At 74.7% G+C, this 15527-nt stretch carries 12 protein-coding genes; 5 read left to right on the top strand and 7 right to left on the bottom strand.

The features are described from left to right. Positions 1 to 32: 32 nt before the first annotated feature. A complete protein-coding gene (gene lipA, locus HH311_RS11885; protein WP_169183879.1) occupies positions 33 to 1058 on the bottom strand; it encodes a lipoyl synthase in 1026 nt (341 codons plus the stop codon). 42 nt (positions 1059 to 1100) lie between these two features. Here lipA and HH311_RS11880 point away from each other — a divergent pair, with 42 nt between their 5' ends. Next, the gene (locus tag HH311_RS11880) at positions 1101 to 2030 is read left to right on the top strand and encodes an LLM class F420-dependent oxidoreductase (protein WP_169183878.1); all 930 of its coding nucleotides are present in this window, start codon (positions 1101 to 1103) and stop codon (positions 2028 to 2030) included. Between the two features lie 19 nt (positions 2031 to 2049). Here the strand turns inward: HH311_RS11880 and lipB are convergent, their stop codons facing one another. From lipB to HH311_RS11850, 6 genes are all read right to left on the bottom strand, one after another. Then, positions 2050 to 2802 carry a lipoyl(octanoyl) transferase LipB gene (gene lipB, locus HH311_RS11875; RefSeq protein WP_169183877.1) on the bottom strand — a complete coding sequence of 251 codons (753 nt, stop codon included), beginning with the start codon at positions 2800 to 2802 and terminating at the stop codon, positions 2050 to 2052. Positions 2803 to 2888: 86 nt separating this feature from the next. After that, the gene (locus tag HH311_RS11870) at positions 2889 to 4157 is read right to left on the bottom strand and encodes an FAD-dependent oxidoreductase (RefSeq protein ID WP_312030094.1); all 1269 of its coding nucleotides are present in this window, start codon (positions 4155 to 4157) and stop codon (positions 2889 to 2891) included. Between the two features lie 2 nt (positions 4158 to 4159). Beyond that, complete coding sequence (locus HH311_RS11865) at positions 4160 to 5050, bottom strand: TIGR01777 family oxidoreductase (protein WP_169183876.1); 891 nt, start codon at positions 5048 to 5050, stop codon at positions 4160 to 4162. A 205-nt stretch (positions 5051 to 5255) separates the two neighbouring features. Next, the gene (sucB, locus tag HH311_RS11860) at positions 5256 to 7232 is read right to left on the bottom strand and encodes a 2-oxoglutarate dehydrogenase, E2 component, dihydrolipoamide succinyltransferase (RefSeq protein ID WP_169183875.1); all 1977 of its coding nucleotides are present in this window, start codon (positions 7230 to 7232) and stop codon (positions 5256 to 5258) included. Positions 7233 to 7290: 58 nt separating this feature from the next. Further along, on the bottom strand, positions 7291 to 8673 hold the full coding sequence (gene lpdA / locus HH311_RS11855) for a dihydrolipoyl dehydrogenase (protein WP_169183874.1): 1383 nt from the start codon (positions 8671 to 8673) through the stop codon (positions 7291 to 7293). Between the two features lie 159 nt (positions 8674 to 8832). Beyond that, entirely contained in the window at positions 8833 to 10404 is a 1572-nt protein-coding gene (locus HH311_RS11850) for a leucyl aminopeptidase (protein WP_312030093.1), read from the bottom strand. 109 nt (positions 10405 to 10513) lie between these two features. On the opposite strand from HH311_RS11850, the gene gcvT reads away from it, so the two are divergent. The 4 genes from gcvT to HH311_RS11830 all read left to right on the top strand — a co-directional run bounded on the left by gcvT (position 10514) and on the right by HH311_RS11830 (position 15391). Then, positions 10514 to 11671 (top strand): glycine cleavage system aminomethyltransferase GcvT, encoded by a 1158-nt coding sequence (gene gcvT, locus HH311_RS11845; protein WP_169183873.1) that lies wholly within the window; start codon positions 10514 to 10516, stop codon positions 11669 to 11671. Positions 11672 to 11678: 7 nt separating this feature from the next. Continuing rightward, entirely contained in the window at positions 11679 to 12173 is a 495-nt protein-coding gene (locus HH311_RS11840) for a cupin domain-containing protein (RefSeq protein WP_169183872.1), read from the top strand. A gap of 80 nt (positions 12174 to 12253) precedes the next feature. After that, positions 12254 to 14236 (top strand): MFS transporter, encoded by a 1983-nt coding sequence (locus HH311_RS33250; RefSeq protein ID WP_312030092.1) that lies wholly within the window; start codon positions 12254 to 12256, stop codon positions 14234 to 14236. 51 nt (positions 14237 to 14287) lie between these two features. Further along, positions 14288 to 15391: a branched-chain amino acid aminotransferase gene (locus HH311_RS11830; protein WP_169183871.1), complete on the top strand. Its 1104-nt coding sequence runs from the start codon at positions 14288 to 14290 to the stop codon at positions 15389 to 15391. Positions 15392 to 15527 lie beyond the last annotated feature (136 nt).

Raw genomic sequence — 15527 nt, 5'->3', positions numbered from 1 at the left:
GCCGTACGGCGACGGCGGCGGTGTGCCCTGCGTCAGGCGCGGCGCGCGAGCACGGAGCCGACCTCCTGGCGGGCCTCGCCCTCGGTCGCCAGCTCGGCCATGCCCTCCGGGAGCTCCTCGCCCCGGTGCAGCTTGGCCTGCGCGTAGAGCCGCCCGGCCCGGTAGGACGAGCGCACCAGCGGCCCCGCCATGACGCCCGCGAACCCGATGCGCAGGGCCTCGTCGCGGTGCTCCACGAACTCCTCGGGCTTCACCCAGCGCTCCACCGGGTGGTGGCGCAGCGACGGGCGCAGGTACTGGGTCAGGGTCAGCAGGTCGCACCCGGCGTCGTGCAGGTCCTGCATCGCGGCGGTGACCTCCTCGGGGGTCTCGCCCATGCCGAGGATGAGGTTGGACTTCGTGACGAGGCCCGCGGCGCGCGCCTTGCGGATCACGTCGAGCGAGCGCTCGTAGCGGAAGCCCGGGCGGATGCGGCGGAACACCCGCGGCACCGTCTCGAGGTTGTGCGCGAGCACCTCGGGTGCGGCGTCGAAGACCGGGCCGAGCTGGTCGTCGCGGTCGTCGAAGTCGGGGATGAGCAGCTCCACCCCGGTGCCCGGGTTGAGCGCGTGGACCTGCCGCACCGTCTCGGCGTAGAGCCACGACCCGCCGTCGTCGAGGTCGTCGCGGGCGACGCCGGTGATCGTCGAGTAGCGCAGCCCCATCTGGCGCACCGACTCGGCCACCTTGCGGGGCTCGTCACGGTCCAGCGGCGACGGCCTGCCGGTGTCGATCTGGCAGAAGTCGCAGCGCCGGGTGCACTGCTCGCCGCCGATGAGGAACGTCGCCTCGCGGTCCTCCCAGCACTCGTAGATGTTGGGGCAGCCCGCCTCCTCGCACACCGTGGCCAGGCCCGCGTAGCGCACCATGCCCTTGAGCTCGGAGAAGTTCGGGCCGGTCTGGACGCGGGTGCGGATCCAGTCGGGCTTGCGCTCGATGGGCGTCTGCGAGTTGCGGACCTCGAGGCGGAGCAGCTTGCGTCCCTCGGGAGCGGTCGCGGGTCCGGTCGTCGTGGTCACGGGTCCGAGCCTACGCGCGCTACCCCGATAGGCTGATCACTCGTGGACCTCCGGATCTTCACCGAGCCACAGCAGGGCGCCACGTACGACGACCTCCTCCGCGTCGCCCGCTGTGCCGAGGATGCGGGCTACGACGCCTTCTTCCGCTCCGACCACCTCCTCGCGATGGGGGACTCGTCGGGGCTGCCCGGACCGACCGACGCGTGGGTCACGCTCGGCGCGCTGGCGCGGGAGACGACGACGATCCGGCTGGGCACGCTTATGACCGCGGCCACCTTCCGGCTGCCCGGCCCGCTCGGGGTGGCGGTCGCGCAGGTCGACCAGATGTCGGGCGGCCGCGTCGAACTGGGCCTGGGCACCGGGTGGTACGAGGCCGAGCACCGCGCCTACGGCATCCCGTTCCCGTCGCAGCGGGAGCGCTTCGGGATGCTCGCCGAACAGCTCGAGGTGCTGACCGGGGCGTGGTCGACCCCGATGGGCCAGGGCTACAGCTTCGCCGGCGAGCACTACACGTTCGCCGAGAGCCCCGGGCTGCCCAAGCCGGTGCAGGAGCCCCACCCGCCGATCATCGTCGGGGGGTCCGGCCCGCGGCGCACCACCGCGCTCGCCGCGCGCTACGCCGACGAGATCGACGTGCCCTTCGCCGGGGTCGACGAGGTCGCCGCGCAGCTCGGCCGGGCCGACGAGGCCTGCCGCGCGCTGGGGCGCGATCCGCGGACGCTGCGCCGCTCGACGGCGCAGGTGCTCTGCACCGGGCACGACGACGCGGCGGTGCGACGGCGGGCGGCGGCGATCGGGCGGGCGCCCGACGAGCTGCGGACGCGGGGACTGGCCGGCACCGCGGACGAGGTCGTCGACAAGCTCGGCCGGTTCGCCGAGGTCGGCGTCGAGCGGGTGTACCTGCAGGTGCTCGACCTGTCCGACCTCGACCACCTGGAGTTCGTCGCCGGGCGGGTGGCGCCGGCGGTGTAGGCGCCGGCGATGTAGGGCGTCAGCGCCCGGCGAGCATCTCCACCGCGACGCCGCCGACGGTCGTCGTCGCGTCCCGCCGGACCGGGTGGTCGCTCACCGGCAGGTCACCCGAACAGGCGGCCAGCACGGCGTCCCGAACGGCGGGCCCGATCTCCTCGACGGTCACGTGGCGGCCCAGCTCGGCGGTCAGGCTGGTGACGCCGGCGTCGGTGATCCCGCAGGGCACGATCGCGCCGAACGCGGTGAGGTCGGGGTCGGCGTTGATCGCGAAGCCGTGCAGCGTCACCCCGCGGGCCACCCGCACGCCGATCGCGGCGATCTTGCGCTCCGGGCGGCCGGCCCCGGCCGCGAGCCACACCCCGGAGCGGCCGTCGATGCGCCCGGTGTCGAGCCCGTAGCCCGCGCAGACGTGGATCAGGGCCTCCTCGAGGCGTCGCACGTGGGCGACGACGTCGAACGGCTCCGCCAGCTTGAGGATCGGGTAGCCGACGAGCTGGCCGGGCCCGTGCCAGGTGATCCGCCCGCCGCGGTCGACGTCGACGACGGGCGTGCCGTCGACGGGCCGGTCCTCCGGCTGGGTGCGCCGGCCCGCGGTGTAGACGCTGGGGTGCTCCAGGAGCATCAGGACGTCAGGCCCGGTGCCGTCCACCCGCGCGGCGGCGTGGGCGCGCTGCTGCTCCCAGGCCTGCGTGTACTCGACGCTGCCGAGGTCGAGGACCTGCATCGCGTCGCTGCTCGCGCGGTGGGATCGGGTGGGCGGGGTCGACGACACGGGATCGACGCTACTCGGCCCGCGACGACGGGGCTTTTCTGTCACTGGACGCAAGCAACGACGCTTCGCTTGCACCGAGCCCCGGGTCAGCCCAGCCGCGCCAGCGCCGCCTGCGCCGTCCGCCGGCCGCTCACCAACGCGCCCTGGGTCGACGGGGAGTCGCGGTGGTCGCCCGCGACGAACAGGCCCTCGCCGAGGTCGACCGGGCGGCGCAGCCGCGGCGGGGTCGGCGGGAGGGTCGCGGGGAGGGCGTGCGGGACCGACACCGTCGCCAGGTGCTCCCACGACGCCGTCGGCCGGCCCCAGAGCCGCTCCAGCTCCGCCCGCAGCCGCGGCTCGGGCAGCGGGTCGGCGCCGAGCACCGTCGAGACGACGAGGTGACGGTGGTCGGGGGAGTACGAGGGCGCCGCGGCGGTGAGGACCAGGGTGTTGACGATCGGCCCGCCGGTCCCGTCGAGGTGCAGCAGCGCCTGCCGGGTCGGCGGGACGTCGGTGACGTGGTAGTGGCTGGTCAGCGCGAAGGGGCGCGGCGCCTCGACGCGGCCGCCCAGCAGCGCCGCGGCCTCCGTCCCCTCGGCGGCCACGATCACCGCCCCGGCCCGCACCCGCCCGCGGTCGGTCTCGACGTCGACCCCGGCGCCCGAGGGCGTCAGCGCGCCGACCCGCGTCGTCAGGTAGACCGTGTCCGCCGGCAGCCGCGCGGCGAGCTGGGCGGGCACGGCGCCGATGCCGCGGGACGGCACCGTCAGGTCCCCGAGCGCGAAGCTGCGCCAGAACAGCGACACGACCCGTGACGACGTCGCGAGGTCGGGATCGCCGGTGACCCCGGAGAGGAACGGGCGCAGGAACCGCTCGGTCGCCGCGCCGGAGAGCCCGAAGCGGGCGAGGTCGGCCGCCGTGGAGCGCTCGGGCGCCCGGGACTGCCGCGCGGGCGGGACGAGCAGCGAGCGCAGCGTGTAGGCCGCGACGCCGAGCTTCGCCCGCGGCCCCAGCAGGCCGTCCAGCGCGGTCCGCGGCGCCCACGAGGGGCGCCGGCGCGGGTCGGCGAGCCGGTGCAGCCGCCCGTCCTCGGTGCGCACCGCGGCGCCGGGCACGAACGCGCGCAGGTCGAGCGCGTCGAGGTCCAGGGCCGCCCGCAGCGCCGGGTAGGAGGTGTTGAGGATCTGGAAGCCGCGGTCGACGAGGAAGCCGTCCACCACGTCCGTCCGGACCCGCCCGCCGACCCCGTCCGAGGCCTCGCACACCACCACCGAGCGGCCCGACCGCGCGACGGTCCGCGCCGCGTTCAGCCCGGCCAGCCCGGCCCCGACGACGAGGACGTCGACCGCGTCCGGCAGCCCCGGCGGACCGGCCACGCTCAGCCGTCCAGGACGGCGGACAGCGCCGCGGTCACCGTCGTGTGCGAGAACGCGTAGCCCTCCCGCTCGAGGACCCCGGGCAGCACCCGCTGGCTGACCAGCACACCCTCGTCGGCGAACTCCCCGAGGACGGCGCGCATGGCGAACCCGGGCACGATCCACGGCGCCGGCCGGTGGACGGTCGACGCCATCACCTTGGTGAACTCGCGGCAGGTCACCGGGGCGGGGCCGGTGGCGTTGAGCGGGCCGGAGACGGAGTCGTGCTCCAGTGCCCAGGTGATCGCCCCGACCTCGTCGTCGAGGCTGATCCACGGCCAGTACTGCTCGCCGGAGCCCAGCCGCCCGCCCAGTCCGGCCTTGAAGATCGGCCGCATGATGCCCATGAGGCCGCCCGCGGGGGAGAGCACCAGCCCGGTGCGGACCGTCACGACGCGCGCGCCCGCCTCGGCGGCCGGGGCGGTCGCGTTCTCCCAGTCGCGCACCAGGTCGGCGAGGAAGCCCCGCCCCCGGGCGCCGGTCTCGTCGACGGCGACGGCGCCGGTGTCGCCGTAGAACCCGACCGCCGAGCCGTTGATCAGCACCGGGACGCCGTGCGCGGCGACCGCGCGGGCGAGCACGTCGGTGGGGACGAGCCGGCTGTCGCGCAGCTCCTGCTTGCGGGCCCCCGTCCAGCGCTTGTCGGCGATCCCCGCCCCGGAGAGGTTGATCACTGCGTCCGCGCCGTCGAGGGCGCCGTCGTCGATCCGTCCCGACGGCGGGTCCCACCCGCGCTCGTCGGGGGCCTGCGCGGCCCGGCGCACGAGCCGGATCACCTCGTGGCCCGCGCTGCGCAGGTGGGGCACCAGCGCGGTGCCGATGAGTCCGGACGAACCGGAGATGACGACGCGCATGGGAGTGATCGTTGCGGAGTCGGGGGCGCGGCGCGACCCGGGGACCCGCCGCTCGGCGCCTCCGCACGAGGGGAACCCCCGTGCGGGTAGAGCGACCGCATCGTCCCCTCGCGTCCGGATCGCGCCCTGGATCGCCCGCGCGAGGGGAGCCTCCGGTCGCTCTGTCCGACCGAGGGTTCCCCTCGCGCCACGGGGTCGAGCTGGGCTACACCAGCCCGAGGTCCGCCTCGAACGCCCCCGCCTCGAGCCGGGCCTTGACCGAGCCCAGGAAGCGGGCGGCGTCGGCGCCGTCGACGATGCGGTGGTCGTAGGACAGGCACAGGTAGGCCATCGAGCGGATGGCGATCGCCTCGCCGCCCTCGCCGTCGGTCACCACGACCGGCTTCTTGACGACAGCGCCGGTCCCCAGGATCCCGACCTGCGGCTGGTTGATGATCGGGGTGTCGATCAGCGCGCCGCGCGAGCCGGTGTTGGTGATCGTGAACGTGCCGCCGGAGAGCTCGTCGGGCGCGATCTTGTTGGCCCGGGTGCGGTCGGCGACGTCGGCGATCCGGCGGGCCAGCCCGCCGAGGTTGAGGTCCCCGGCGTCGTGGATGACCGGCACGATCAGCCCGGCGGGGGAGTCGACCGCGATGCCCAGGTGCTCGGCGCCGTGGTAGGTGACCTCGCCCTTCTCGGTGTCGATCGAGGAGTTCACGCCCGGGTGGGCCTTGAGCGCCTCGACGGTCGCGAGCGCCATGAACGGCAGGAACGACAGCTTGACGCCCTCGCGGCGCTGGAACTCGGCCTTGGCGCGCTCGCGCAGCCGCGCGATCCGGGTGAGGTCGGCCTCGACGACCGTCGTCAGCTGCGCGGAGGTCTGCAGCGACTCGACCATGCGCTTGGCGATGGTCGCCCGCCGCCGGGAGAGCTTCTGGGTGGTGCCGCGCAGCCCGGACTCGTCGGGCGCCGGGATCGCCGCGCCGGCACCCGCCGGGCGCTGGACCTCCCCGCCGTGCACCGCGCCGGGCCCGGACCCGCCCGCGGGCGCGGCCTGCGCCGGCGCCTCGGCCGCCGTCTCGGCCGGCGCGGACGCCGCGGCCTTCTGCTGGTCGGCCTCGTCGGCGGCCTTGACGACGTCCTGCTTGCGGATGCGGCCGCCGACCCCGGTGCCGCTGATCGAGGACAGGTCGACGCCGCGCTCGGCGGCGAGCTTGCGCACCAGCGGCGTCACGTACGGCGCCCCCTGGGCCGGCGTGCCCTGCCCGTTGCCGTCGCCGCGGGTCGCGGTGCCCTCGCCGCCCCCGGACTGCAGCGCGCCCGCGTTCGCGGGGCCGCTCGGCCCGGCCGGCTGCTCGGTCTCGTGGGAGACGTAGTCGTCGGCGCCGGAGGCCGCGACGGCCCCGTCGGAGGAGCTCCCCGACGACCCGCCGGGTTCCGACGACGGCTGCTGCGGCTCCGGCTCGGCCTCCTGCCGGGCCTGCTCCGGCTGGGGCTGCTCCGGCTGGGGCTGCGACGGCGCCTGCCCGCCGCCCGAGGAGGGGCTGCCGCTGCCGACGACGGCGAGCACCCCGCCGACCTCGACGGTGTCGTCCTCGTTCGCCCGGATCTCGAGCAGCGTCCCGGCGACCGGCGAGGGGATCTCGGTGTCGACCTTGTCCGTCGAGACCTCGAGCAGCGGCTCGTCGACCTCGACGGAGTCGCCGACCTGCTTGAGCCAGCGGGTGATCGTCCCCTCGGTCACCGACTCGCCCAGGGCCGGCATCTCCACCTGGGTGCCCGAGCCACCCGACGAGCCACCCGAGGACCCGCCCGACGACGAGGCCGCGGCCGGCTCGGGCTGCGACGGCTGCTCCGGCTCCGGCTCCTCCTGCTGCGCCGGCTCCGGCTCCGGCTCCTCCTGCTGGGCCGGCTCCTGGGCGGGGGCCGCGCCGCCGGACCCGCCGTCGCCACCCGAGCCCTCGGACTCGTCACCGATGACCGCGAGGTCCCCGCCGATCTCGACGGTGTCGTCCTCGGCGGCGACGATCCGCTGCAGCACCCCGGCCTGCGGCGAGGGGATCTCGGTGTCGACCTTGTCGGTCGAGACCTCCAGGAGCGGCTCGTCGACGTCGACGTGGTCGCCCTCCTGCTTCAGCCACCGGGTGATGGTGCCCTCGGTGACGCTCTCGCCGAGAGCAGGCATCTGGACGGTGTAGGCCATCGTGCTCGGAACTCCTTCGCGCAGAACCGGAGAGGCAGGGGGTCAGCTGTAGCCAGGATCAGGAATGGCTGTGCAGGGGCTTGCCGGCCAGCGCGAGGTGTGCCTCGCCGAAGGCCTCGTTCTGCGTCGGGTGGGCGTGGATCAGGTTGGCCACGTCGACCGGGAGGGCCTCCCAGTTGTAGACCAGCTGGGCCTCACCGACGAGCTCGCCGATCCGGGCGCCGATCATGTGGACCCCGACGACGGGGGCGTCGTCGTCGGTGCCGCCCTTGACCAGCTTGATCGCGCCCGCGGTCCGGAGGATCTGCGACTTGCCGTTGCCGGCCAGGTCGTAGGTCACGGTCTGGACCTCGCCGTGGACCTCCGTGGCCTGGGCCTCGGTGAGCCCGACCGAGGCGATCTCGGGCTCGCAGTAGGTGACCCGCGGGATGCCCTTCTCGTCGATCACCGGCGGGTTCAGGCCCGCGATCTCCTCGGCGACGAAGATGCCCTGCTGGAACCCGCGGTGGGCCAGCTGCAGGCCGGGCACGATGTCGCCGACCGCGAAGACGTTCCCGACGCCGGTGCGCAGCCGCTCGTCGGTGCGCACGAACCCGCGGTCGAGGGTGACGCCGGCGGCCTCGTAGCCCAGGTCGGCGGTGTTGGGGCCGCGGCCGACCGCGACCAGCAGGATGTCGGCCTCGAGCTGCTCGCCGTTCTCGAGGTTGACCGTCACCTGGTCGGCGGTCTGCTCGACGCCGGTGAACTTCGTGCCGATCTTGTAGTTGATCTTCCGCTTGCGGAACTGGCGCTCGAGCTGCTTGGAGAGGAACTCGTCCTCGTTGGGCACCAGGTGGGGCAGGGCCTCCACCACGGTCACCTCGGAGCCGAAGCTCTTCCAGACGCTGGCGAACTCCACCCCGATGACGCCGCCGCCGAGCACGACGACGCGCTCGGGCACGTAGTCGAGGTTGATGGCCTCGGTGGAGGTGAGGACGCGGCCGCCGAGCTCGAGCCCGGGCAGCGTCTTGGAGTACGAGCCCGAGGCGAGCACGACGTGGCGGCCGGTGTAGCGCTGGCCGTCGACCTCGACGGTGTCCGCCCCGGCGAGGGTGCCGTGGCCGTCGATCATCGTGATCTTGCGGGACTTCACCAGCCCCTGCAGGCCCTTGTAGAGCTTGCCGACGACGCCGTCCTTGTAGGAGTTCACGCCGCTCATGTCGATGCCCGACAGCGAGCTCTTGACCCCGATCTGCTCGCCCTCCCGCGCCGAGTCGGCCACCTCGGCGGCGTGCAGCAGGGCCTTGGTCGGGATGCAGCCGCGGTGCAGGCAGGTGCCGCCCAGCTTGTCCTGCTCGACGAGGGCGACCGACAGGCCCAGCTCGGCCGCGCGCAGCGCGCAGGCGTACCCGCCGGAACCCCCACCCAGGATCAGGACGTCGAAGGTGTCGCTCTCGCTCAACTCTCACTTCTCCCGCGTCGGTGACGTGCGGTGGACCGGCCGCGACGGTGGTCGGCGGCCGGGCACTCGTGTCCGGGCCCGCTCATCGGTCCGGAGCTGTCAAGACCATCCTTCCACCGCGGGCAACCGGCTGTCGGGGCGCTCCCCGGGCCGTGTCCGTCACCCCTTCCCGGCGATGTCGGCGAGCACCGCCGCGAGGGTCCGCACCGGCAGCCCGGTGCCGCCCTTGGGCGTGTAGCCGTGCGGGCCCCCGGTGTTGAACGCGGGCCCGGCGATGTCGATGTGCGCCCAGGGCACCCCGTCGGCGACGAACTCCCGCAGGAAGAGCCCGGCGACGAGCATCCCGCCGAAGCGGTGGCCGGTGACGTTGGCGATGTCGGCGATGCGCGAGTCGAGGTCGCCGCGCAGCTCCTCGGGCAGCGGCATCGCCCAGCCGCCCTCGCCGGCCCCGACCGCCGCCGCGGTGACCCGGTCCCGGAACTCGTCGCTGCCCATGATCCCGGCGGTGCGCGACCCGAGGGCCACGACCTGCGCGCCGGTGAGCGTGGACGTCTCCACCAGGTAGTCGGGGGAGTCCTCGCAGGCGCGCACGATCGCGTCGCCCAGGATCAGTCGGCCCTCGGCGTCGGTGTTGAGGACCTCGACGGTCTTGCCGCCGTACATCGTCAGCACGTCACCGGGGCGGTAGGCGGTGCCCGAGGGCATGTTCTCGGCCATGGGCACCGTCGCGGTGACGTTCACCGGGAGGTTCTGCTCGGCGGCCAGGCACACCGTGGCGACGACGCAGGCGGCCCCGGACATGTCCGAGGTCATGTGGTCCATGTTGGCGGCCGGCTTGATCGAGATGCCGCCGGTGTCGAACGTGATGCCCTTCCCGACGAGGGCCACCGTCCTCGTCGCGTCCGGGTGGGTGTGGCGCAGCCGGACCAGGCGCGGCGGGCGGGACGAGCCGCCGCCGACGCCGAGGATGCCGCCGTAGCCGCCCTCGGCGAGGGCGGACTCGTCGAGGACCTCCACCTCGAGGCCGACGGTCTCGCCCATGTCCCGCGCGCGGCGGGCGAACTCGGCGGGGTAGAGGTCGTTCGGCGGGGTGTTGATGAGGTCGCGCGCGGCGCACACGGCCCGGGCGGTCATCGCGGCGTCCGCGAGGGTGGCGTTCTCCCGCTCGCCCGCGCCGCCGCTGCCCCCAGCGGCGCCGAAGAAGGTCACGGTGCGCACCGGGTCGTCGGCGGCGCTGCGGTAGTCGGTGAAGGCGTAGGAGCCCAGGACGGTGCCCTCGACGGCGGCGGTGAGGTCGAGCGCGCCCAGGGTCGAGCCGACCCGCGTCGCCGTCTTCCCGAGGGCCCGCGCCGCGGCGCCCGAGGCGCGGCGCACCTGCTCGGCGAGGTCGGGGGCACCCGCGGTGCCGTCGGCGGCGCGGGCGTCCGGGTCGGGGCCCAGCCCGACGGCGAGCAGCAGCGGCGCGGTGATCGCGCCGCGGGTCGGCAGCTTCACGACCTCCTCGGCCGCGCCGGCCGCGCCGGCGAGCGCGAGCAGCGCGGCGAGCTCGCCACCGAAGGCCGCGTCCAGGCCGTCCGAGCCGACCAGGACCGGCGGCGCGGCCGAGACCGTCTCCACGGCGTCGTCGCTGTCCTCCTCGGAGGTCCCCGGCCGGGTCCCGACCACGAGGACGTCCACCTCGGCCGCGTCGGCCGCCTCCTGGCTGATCCGCAGGTCGGGCGGGGTGCTCACGGGCGTGCCTCCAGAAGGGACGTGACGTGTCCGGAGTCCTCCCCGGCACTGTGATCGGCATGCTAGGACGACCCCGGCCGCGCCGCGCGTGCCGTACGGTGCCGGACCCGTGAGCGACCCGGCATCCACACCGCTACGGCACAGCCCCCTCCACGCGCGCCATGAGGCGCTCGGCGCGACCTTCGCCCCGTTCGGCGGCTGGGAGATGCCGGTCCAGTACGCGGGCGACGAGGGCTCGGGCAAGGGCGGCGTGGTGGCGGAGCACACCGCCACCCGCGAGGCCGTCGGGCTCTTCGACGTCAGCCACCTGGGCAAGGTGCGCATCACCGGCGAGGGCGCGGCGGCCTTCGTCGACCGCTGCCTGACCAACGACCTGACGCGGATCGTGCCGGGCAAGGCCCAGTACACGCTGTGCTGCGCCGAGGACGGCGGCGTCGTCGACGACCTCATCCTCTACCTCGTCGGGCCCGACGAGGTCTTCGCCGTGCCCAACGCGGCGAACTCGGCCGGCGTCGGGAAGCTCCTCGCCGCGGCCGCCCCGGCCGGGATCACGGTGTCCGACGAGCACGACGCCCACGTCGTCCTCGCCGTCCAGGGCCCCGCGTCGGCGCGCGTGCTCACCGAGGCCGGCATCCTTCCGGACCTCGGCGACTCTGCCCGCCCTGACCTCGACTACATGGCCTTCGTCGACGTCGACTGGCAGGGCTCGGCGATCCGGCTGTGCCGCACCGGCTACACCGGCGAGCACGGCTACGAGCTGATCGCCCCCGCCGACGGGGCCGAGGTGCTCTGGGACGCGCTCGCCGCCGTCGTCGGCGAGGCCGGCGGACGCCCCGCGGGGCTCGGCGCGCGCGACACGCTGCGCACCGAGGCCGGGCTGCCGCTGCACGGCCAGGACCTCGGGCCGGAGATCACCCCCAACCAGGCCCGCTGCGGGTTCGCGGTCGGCTGGAAGAAGGACGCGTTCTGGGGCCGCGAGGCCCTGCTCGCCGAGCGGGAGGCCGGCCCCCGTCGCCGGTCCTGGGGCCTGCGGGCCACCGGGCGCGGCATCCCGCGGGCCCACATGCCGGTCACCCTCGGCGGGTCGGTGGTGGGGGAGACGACGTCGGGCACGTTCTCGCCGACGCTGAGGACCGGGATCGCGCTGGCCCTGCTGGACACCGCCGCCGGGCTGACCGAGGGTGACGTCGTGTCGATCGACGTGCGCGGGCGCGGCCTGGAGTGCGAGGTCGTGAGCCCGCCGTTCGTGCCCTCCCACGTGCGCTGACTCCTCGATGAGCTTCCCGACGGAGATCCCGCCCTCGGCTCCCGGCACCTACCGCTTCCGGGCCGACGCCGAGCAGGCCGGGCCGGCGATCTTCACCGCACCGGGTGACGTCGTCGGCGGCGGCTTCGGCCTGTTCGAGAGCGCGGCGACGCCCGGGCGGATCGGCGCGGTGCCGCACTACCACCAGGGCTTCTCGGAGTCGTTCTGGGTGATCTCCGGGCGGCTGGGGGTCATGAGCGGGACGGAGTGGCGGGTGCTGGGCAGCGGCGACTTCGCCCACGTCCCCGTGAACGGCGTCCATGCGTTCCGGGCGGTGGGCGACGAGCTCGCCCGCTTCCTGATCCTGTTCGTGCCCGGGGCGCCCCGCGAGGAGTACTTCCGCCGGCTCGCGGAGCTCCTGGGGCGCGGGGCGGGCCCCGCCGAGATCGACGCCATGGCCCGCGAGTGCGACCAGGTCAACCTGCGCGACTGGCCCGCCTATCAGGACGGCCCGGAACTGTGATGCCCGAGTCATCGACGAACCTTTACTTAGCTCGGTACAACTAAAGACGGGTCGGGAACCGTCGTGCCGTGGAGGTCGTCGTGCAAGCCGCGGGAGTGAGTCCGTTCCGGCAACCGAAGGCGGTCTGGGCGGTCGCCTTCGCCTGCGTCATCTCGTTCATGGGCATCGGGCTGGTCGACCCGATCCTGCCCGCGCTCGCCCAGCAGCTCTCGGCCACGCCGGCCCAGGTCTCACTGCTGTTCACCAGCTACCTGATCATCACCGCGGTGGCGATGCTCGTCACCGGCTGGGTGTCCAGCCGCATCGGCGCCAAGGCCACCCTGATCACCGGCCTGGTGATCATCGTGGTGTTCGCGGCGCTGGCCGGGATGTCGGGCTCCATCGGCGCGATCGTCGGCTTCCGCGCCGGCTGGGGCCTCGGGAACGCGCTGTTCATCGCCACCTCGCTCGCGGTCATCGTCGCGAGCGCGAGCGGTGGCTTCGCCGGCGCGATCATCCTCTACGAGACCGCCCTCGGCGTCGGGATCGCGCTCGGGCCGCTGGTCGGCGGCCTGCTCGGCTCGGTGAGCTGGCGCGCCCCGTTCTTCGGGGTCGCCGTCCTCATGGCGATCGCGCTGGTCGCGACGCTGGTGCTGCTCGACAAGACACCGAAGCCCGCTCAGCGGATCAGCCTGCTCGACCCGATCAAGGCGCTGCGCCACCGCAGCCTCGCGACGATCGCGGTGACCGCCTTCGCCTACAACTGGGGCTTCTTCACCCTGCTCGCCTACTCGCCCTACTCGATGGGCGACCTCGGCCCGCTCGGGCTCGGCCTGGTGTTCACCGGCTGGGGCGTGCTCGTCGCGGTCTTCGCGGTGTTCGGTGCACCGTTCTTCGAGCGCCGCTTCGGGACCGTCCGCGTCCTGTACTTCGTGCTGGGGCTGCTCGCGGTCGACCTGCTGGTGATCGCGATCTGGCAGACCACCCCCGCCGTCGTGATCGGCGCGGTGATCGTCGCCGGCGCGATGATCGGGATGAACAACACGCTGGTCACCCAGGCGGTCATGTCGGTCGCGCCGGTGCCGCGCCCGGTGGCGTCGTCGTCCTACAGCTTCGTGCGCTTCCTCGGCGGCGGGCTCGCCCCGTGGATCTCCGGCCTCCTCGGCGAGGCCTTCCTGCCCAACACCCCGTTCTGGGTGGCGGCGGTCGTCGTCGCCGCCGGGGTTCTGGTGCTGTCCACCGCGCACCGCCTGCTGCGGCGGGCCGAGACCGAGGAGCCGTCGGGGGAGCCGGAGGAGCCGATGGAGCCGGCGCTCGAGCGCCCGGTCCTCGTCGCCGTCGACGACGCCCCGCACGCCGACCGCGTCGTCGTCGCCGGTGGCCGCCTGGCCCGCACCCTCGACGCGCCGGTGCTGCTCGTCCACGTGCCCGAGGACGCCGTCGTCGGGGAGGCCCCCGCCCACGACGACCCCGACGTGCTCGCCGGCCGGATCGCGGAGCTCGCCGGATCGGGCCTGCGGGTGGCCGCGGAGTCGCTGCGTCCGGTGGCCTCGCACGGGGCGGTCGGCATGGCGCTCGTCGACCTCGCGCGGCGCCGCGACGCCCGCGCCGTGGTGGTCGGGAGCCCGCACGGCGGCCCGCTGGCCGCACTCGCGCACCCCACGGCCGACCGGGCGCTCTGGGAGCACGGCGACCGTCCGGTGCTCGTGATCCCCGAGGGCATGGCGCGCGGCGGGGATGCCGGCAACGGCACGATCCCGGCGGCGCCGCCCACCCACGGGCCGGCGGCGCCGGAGCTCACCGGCCACGTCCGCGACCGGGCCGGCCGGCCTCTCGACGCCGTGCTCACCCTCGTCGACGGCGGCGGCCACCAGATCTCCCGCGGCGCGACCGACGCCGAGGGCGCGTTCGGCCTTCCCGCCGGCCGCACCGCCGGGGCCGGTCTGCTGATCGTCCGCGGCCGCCACGCGGGGGCGGCGCCGACCGTGGTCTCGGTGGCCCTGGGCGTGGCGGCGACCCACGACGTGGAGATCGACACCCACGGCACGTCCCGCTCGGGGTCGACGCTCGTGGCGGGCTCGTGACGGGGCGGCGGACGGTGTCGGCGCTCGGGAGGGCGGTCTAGGGTGGCGGGCATGTCGAGCACGACCTTCGCGCACCTCCCGCACCCCGGTCCGGCGACCGACGAGCGGGTCGCGGAGGTACTGGCGGCGCCGGGGTTCGGCAAGTACTTCACCGACCACATGGTCACCGTGAGCTGGGACGCCGCCCGCGGGTGGCACGACGCGACCGTCGGCCCGTACCAGCCGCTGTCGATCGACCCGGCGTCGGTGGTGCTGCACTACAGCCAGACGATCTTCGAGGGGCTCAAGGCCTACCGGCAGCCCGACGGCTCGATCGCGTCCTTCCGCCCGTGGGCCAACGCGGAGCGGATGGCGCGCTCGGCCGAGCGGCTGGCCATGCCGCCGCTGCCCGAGGAGCTGTTCCTCGCCTCGATCCGCGAGCTGCTCGCCGTCGACGCCCGGTGGGTGCCGGCGGCCGGCGGCGAGGAGTCGCTCTACCTGCGGCCGTTCATGTTCGGCTCGTCGTCAGGGCTGGGGGTGCGCCCGTCCGAGGAGTACCTGTACCTGCTCATCGCCTCCCCGGCGGGCGCGTACTTCCCGCGCGGGCTCGCCCCGGTGAGCGTCTGGCTGTCCACCGACTACGTGCGCGCCGTGCCCGGCGGCACCGGCGAGGCCAAGTGCGGCGGGAACTACGCCGCGTCGCTGGCCGCGCAGGCCCAGGCCTCGGCCCAGGGGTGCGACCAGGTGGTCTGGCTCGACGCCCTGGAGCACCGCTGGGTGGAGGAGATGGGCGGGATGAACCTGTTCTTCGTCTTCACCGACGCGCAGGGCCACCACGAGGTCGTCACCCCGGAGCTCTCGGGCTCGCTGCTGCCCGGCATCACGCGCCGCTCGCTCCTCGAGCTCGCGCGCGAGGACGGCGCGACGGTCACCGAGCGGCGCATCTCCACCGACGAGTGGGAGAAGGAGGTCGCGTCCGGCGCCCTCACCGAGGTGTTCGCCTGCGGGACGGCGGCCGTGATCACCCCGGTGGGGTCGGTGCGCTACGACGGCGGGTCATTCGAGATCGGCGACGGCACGCCGGGTCCGGTTACCGCGCGCCTCCGCGAGCGGCTCACCGACATCCAGCGTGGGGCGGCCCCTGACCGGCACGGCTGGATGGAGCGGCTGGGCTGAGCCCACCGGGCGCCCCGCGCATGATCACGAGCACGTGGGGCATGCCCGGGGGCTCGCTGGGCTGCCCCGTGTGCCCCTCGCAGGGGCGGCTCGACCCGGGCGCATGATCACGAGCACGTGGGGCAGGTCGGGAGCG

The sequence above is a fragment of the Actinomycetospora sp. TBRC 11914 genome (assembly GCF_012933465.1).
Taxonomy (GTDB): Bacteria; Actinomycetota; Actinomycetes; order Mycobacteriales; family Pseudonocardiaceae; genus Actinomycetospora.
Note: the sequence above shows the minus strand (reverse complement) of the source record. Positions and strands in the feature narration are given on the sequence as shown.

Excerpts from the sequence above, each read along its gene's own strand:
- HH311_RS11865 (WP_169183876.1), bottom strand. The coding sequence starts at position 5,050 with ATGCGCGTCGTCATCTCCGGTTCGTCCGGACTCATCGGCACCGCGCTG.
- sucB (WP_169183875.1), bottom strand. The coding sequence starts at position 7,232 with ATGGCCTACACCGTCCAGATGCCTGCTCTCGGCGAGAGCGTCACCGAG.
- HH311_RS11840 (WP_169183872.1), top strand. The coding sequence starts at position 11,679 with ATGAGCTTCCCGACGGAGATCCCGCCCTCGGCTCCCGGCACCTACCGC.
- HH311_RS11830 (WP_169183871.1), top strand. The coding sequence starts at position 14,288 with ATGTCGAGCACGACCTTCGCGCACCTCCCGCACCCCGGTCCGGCGACC.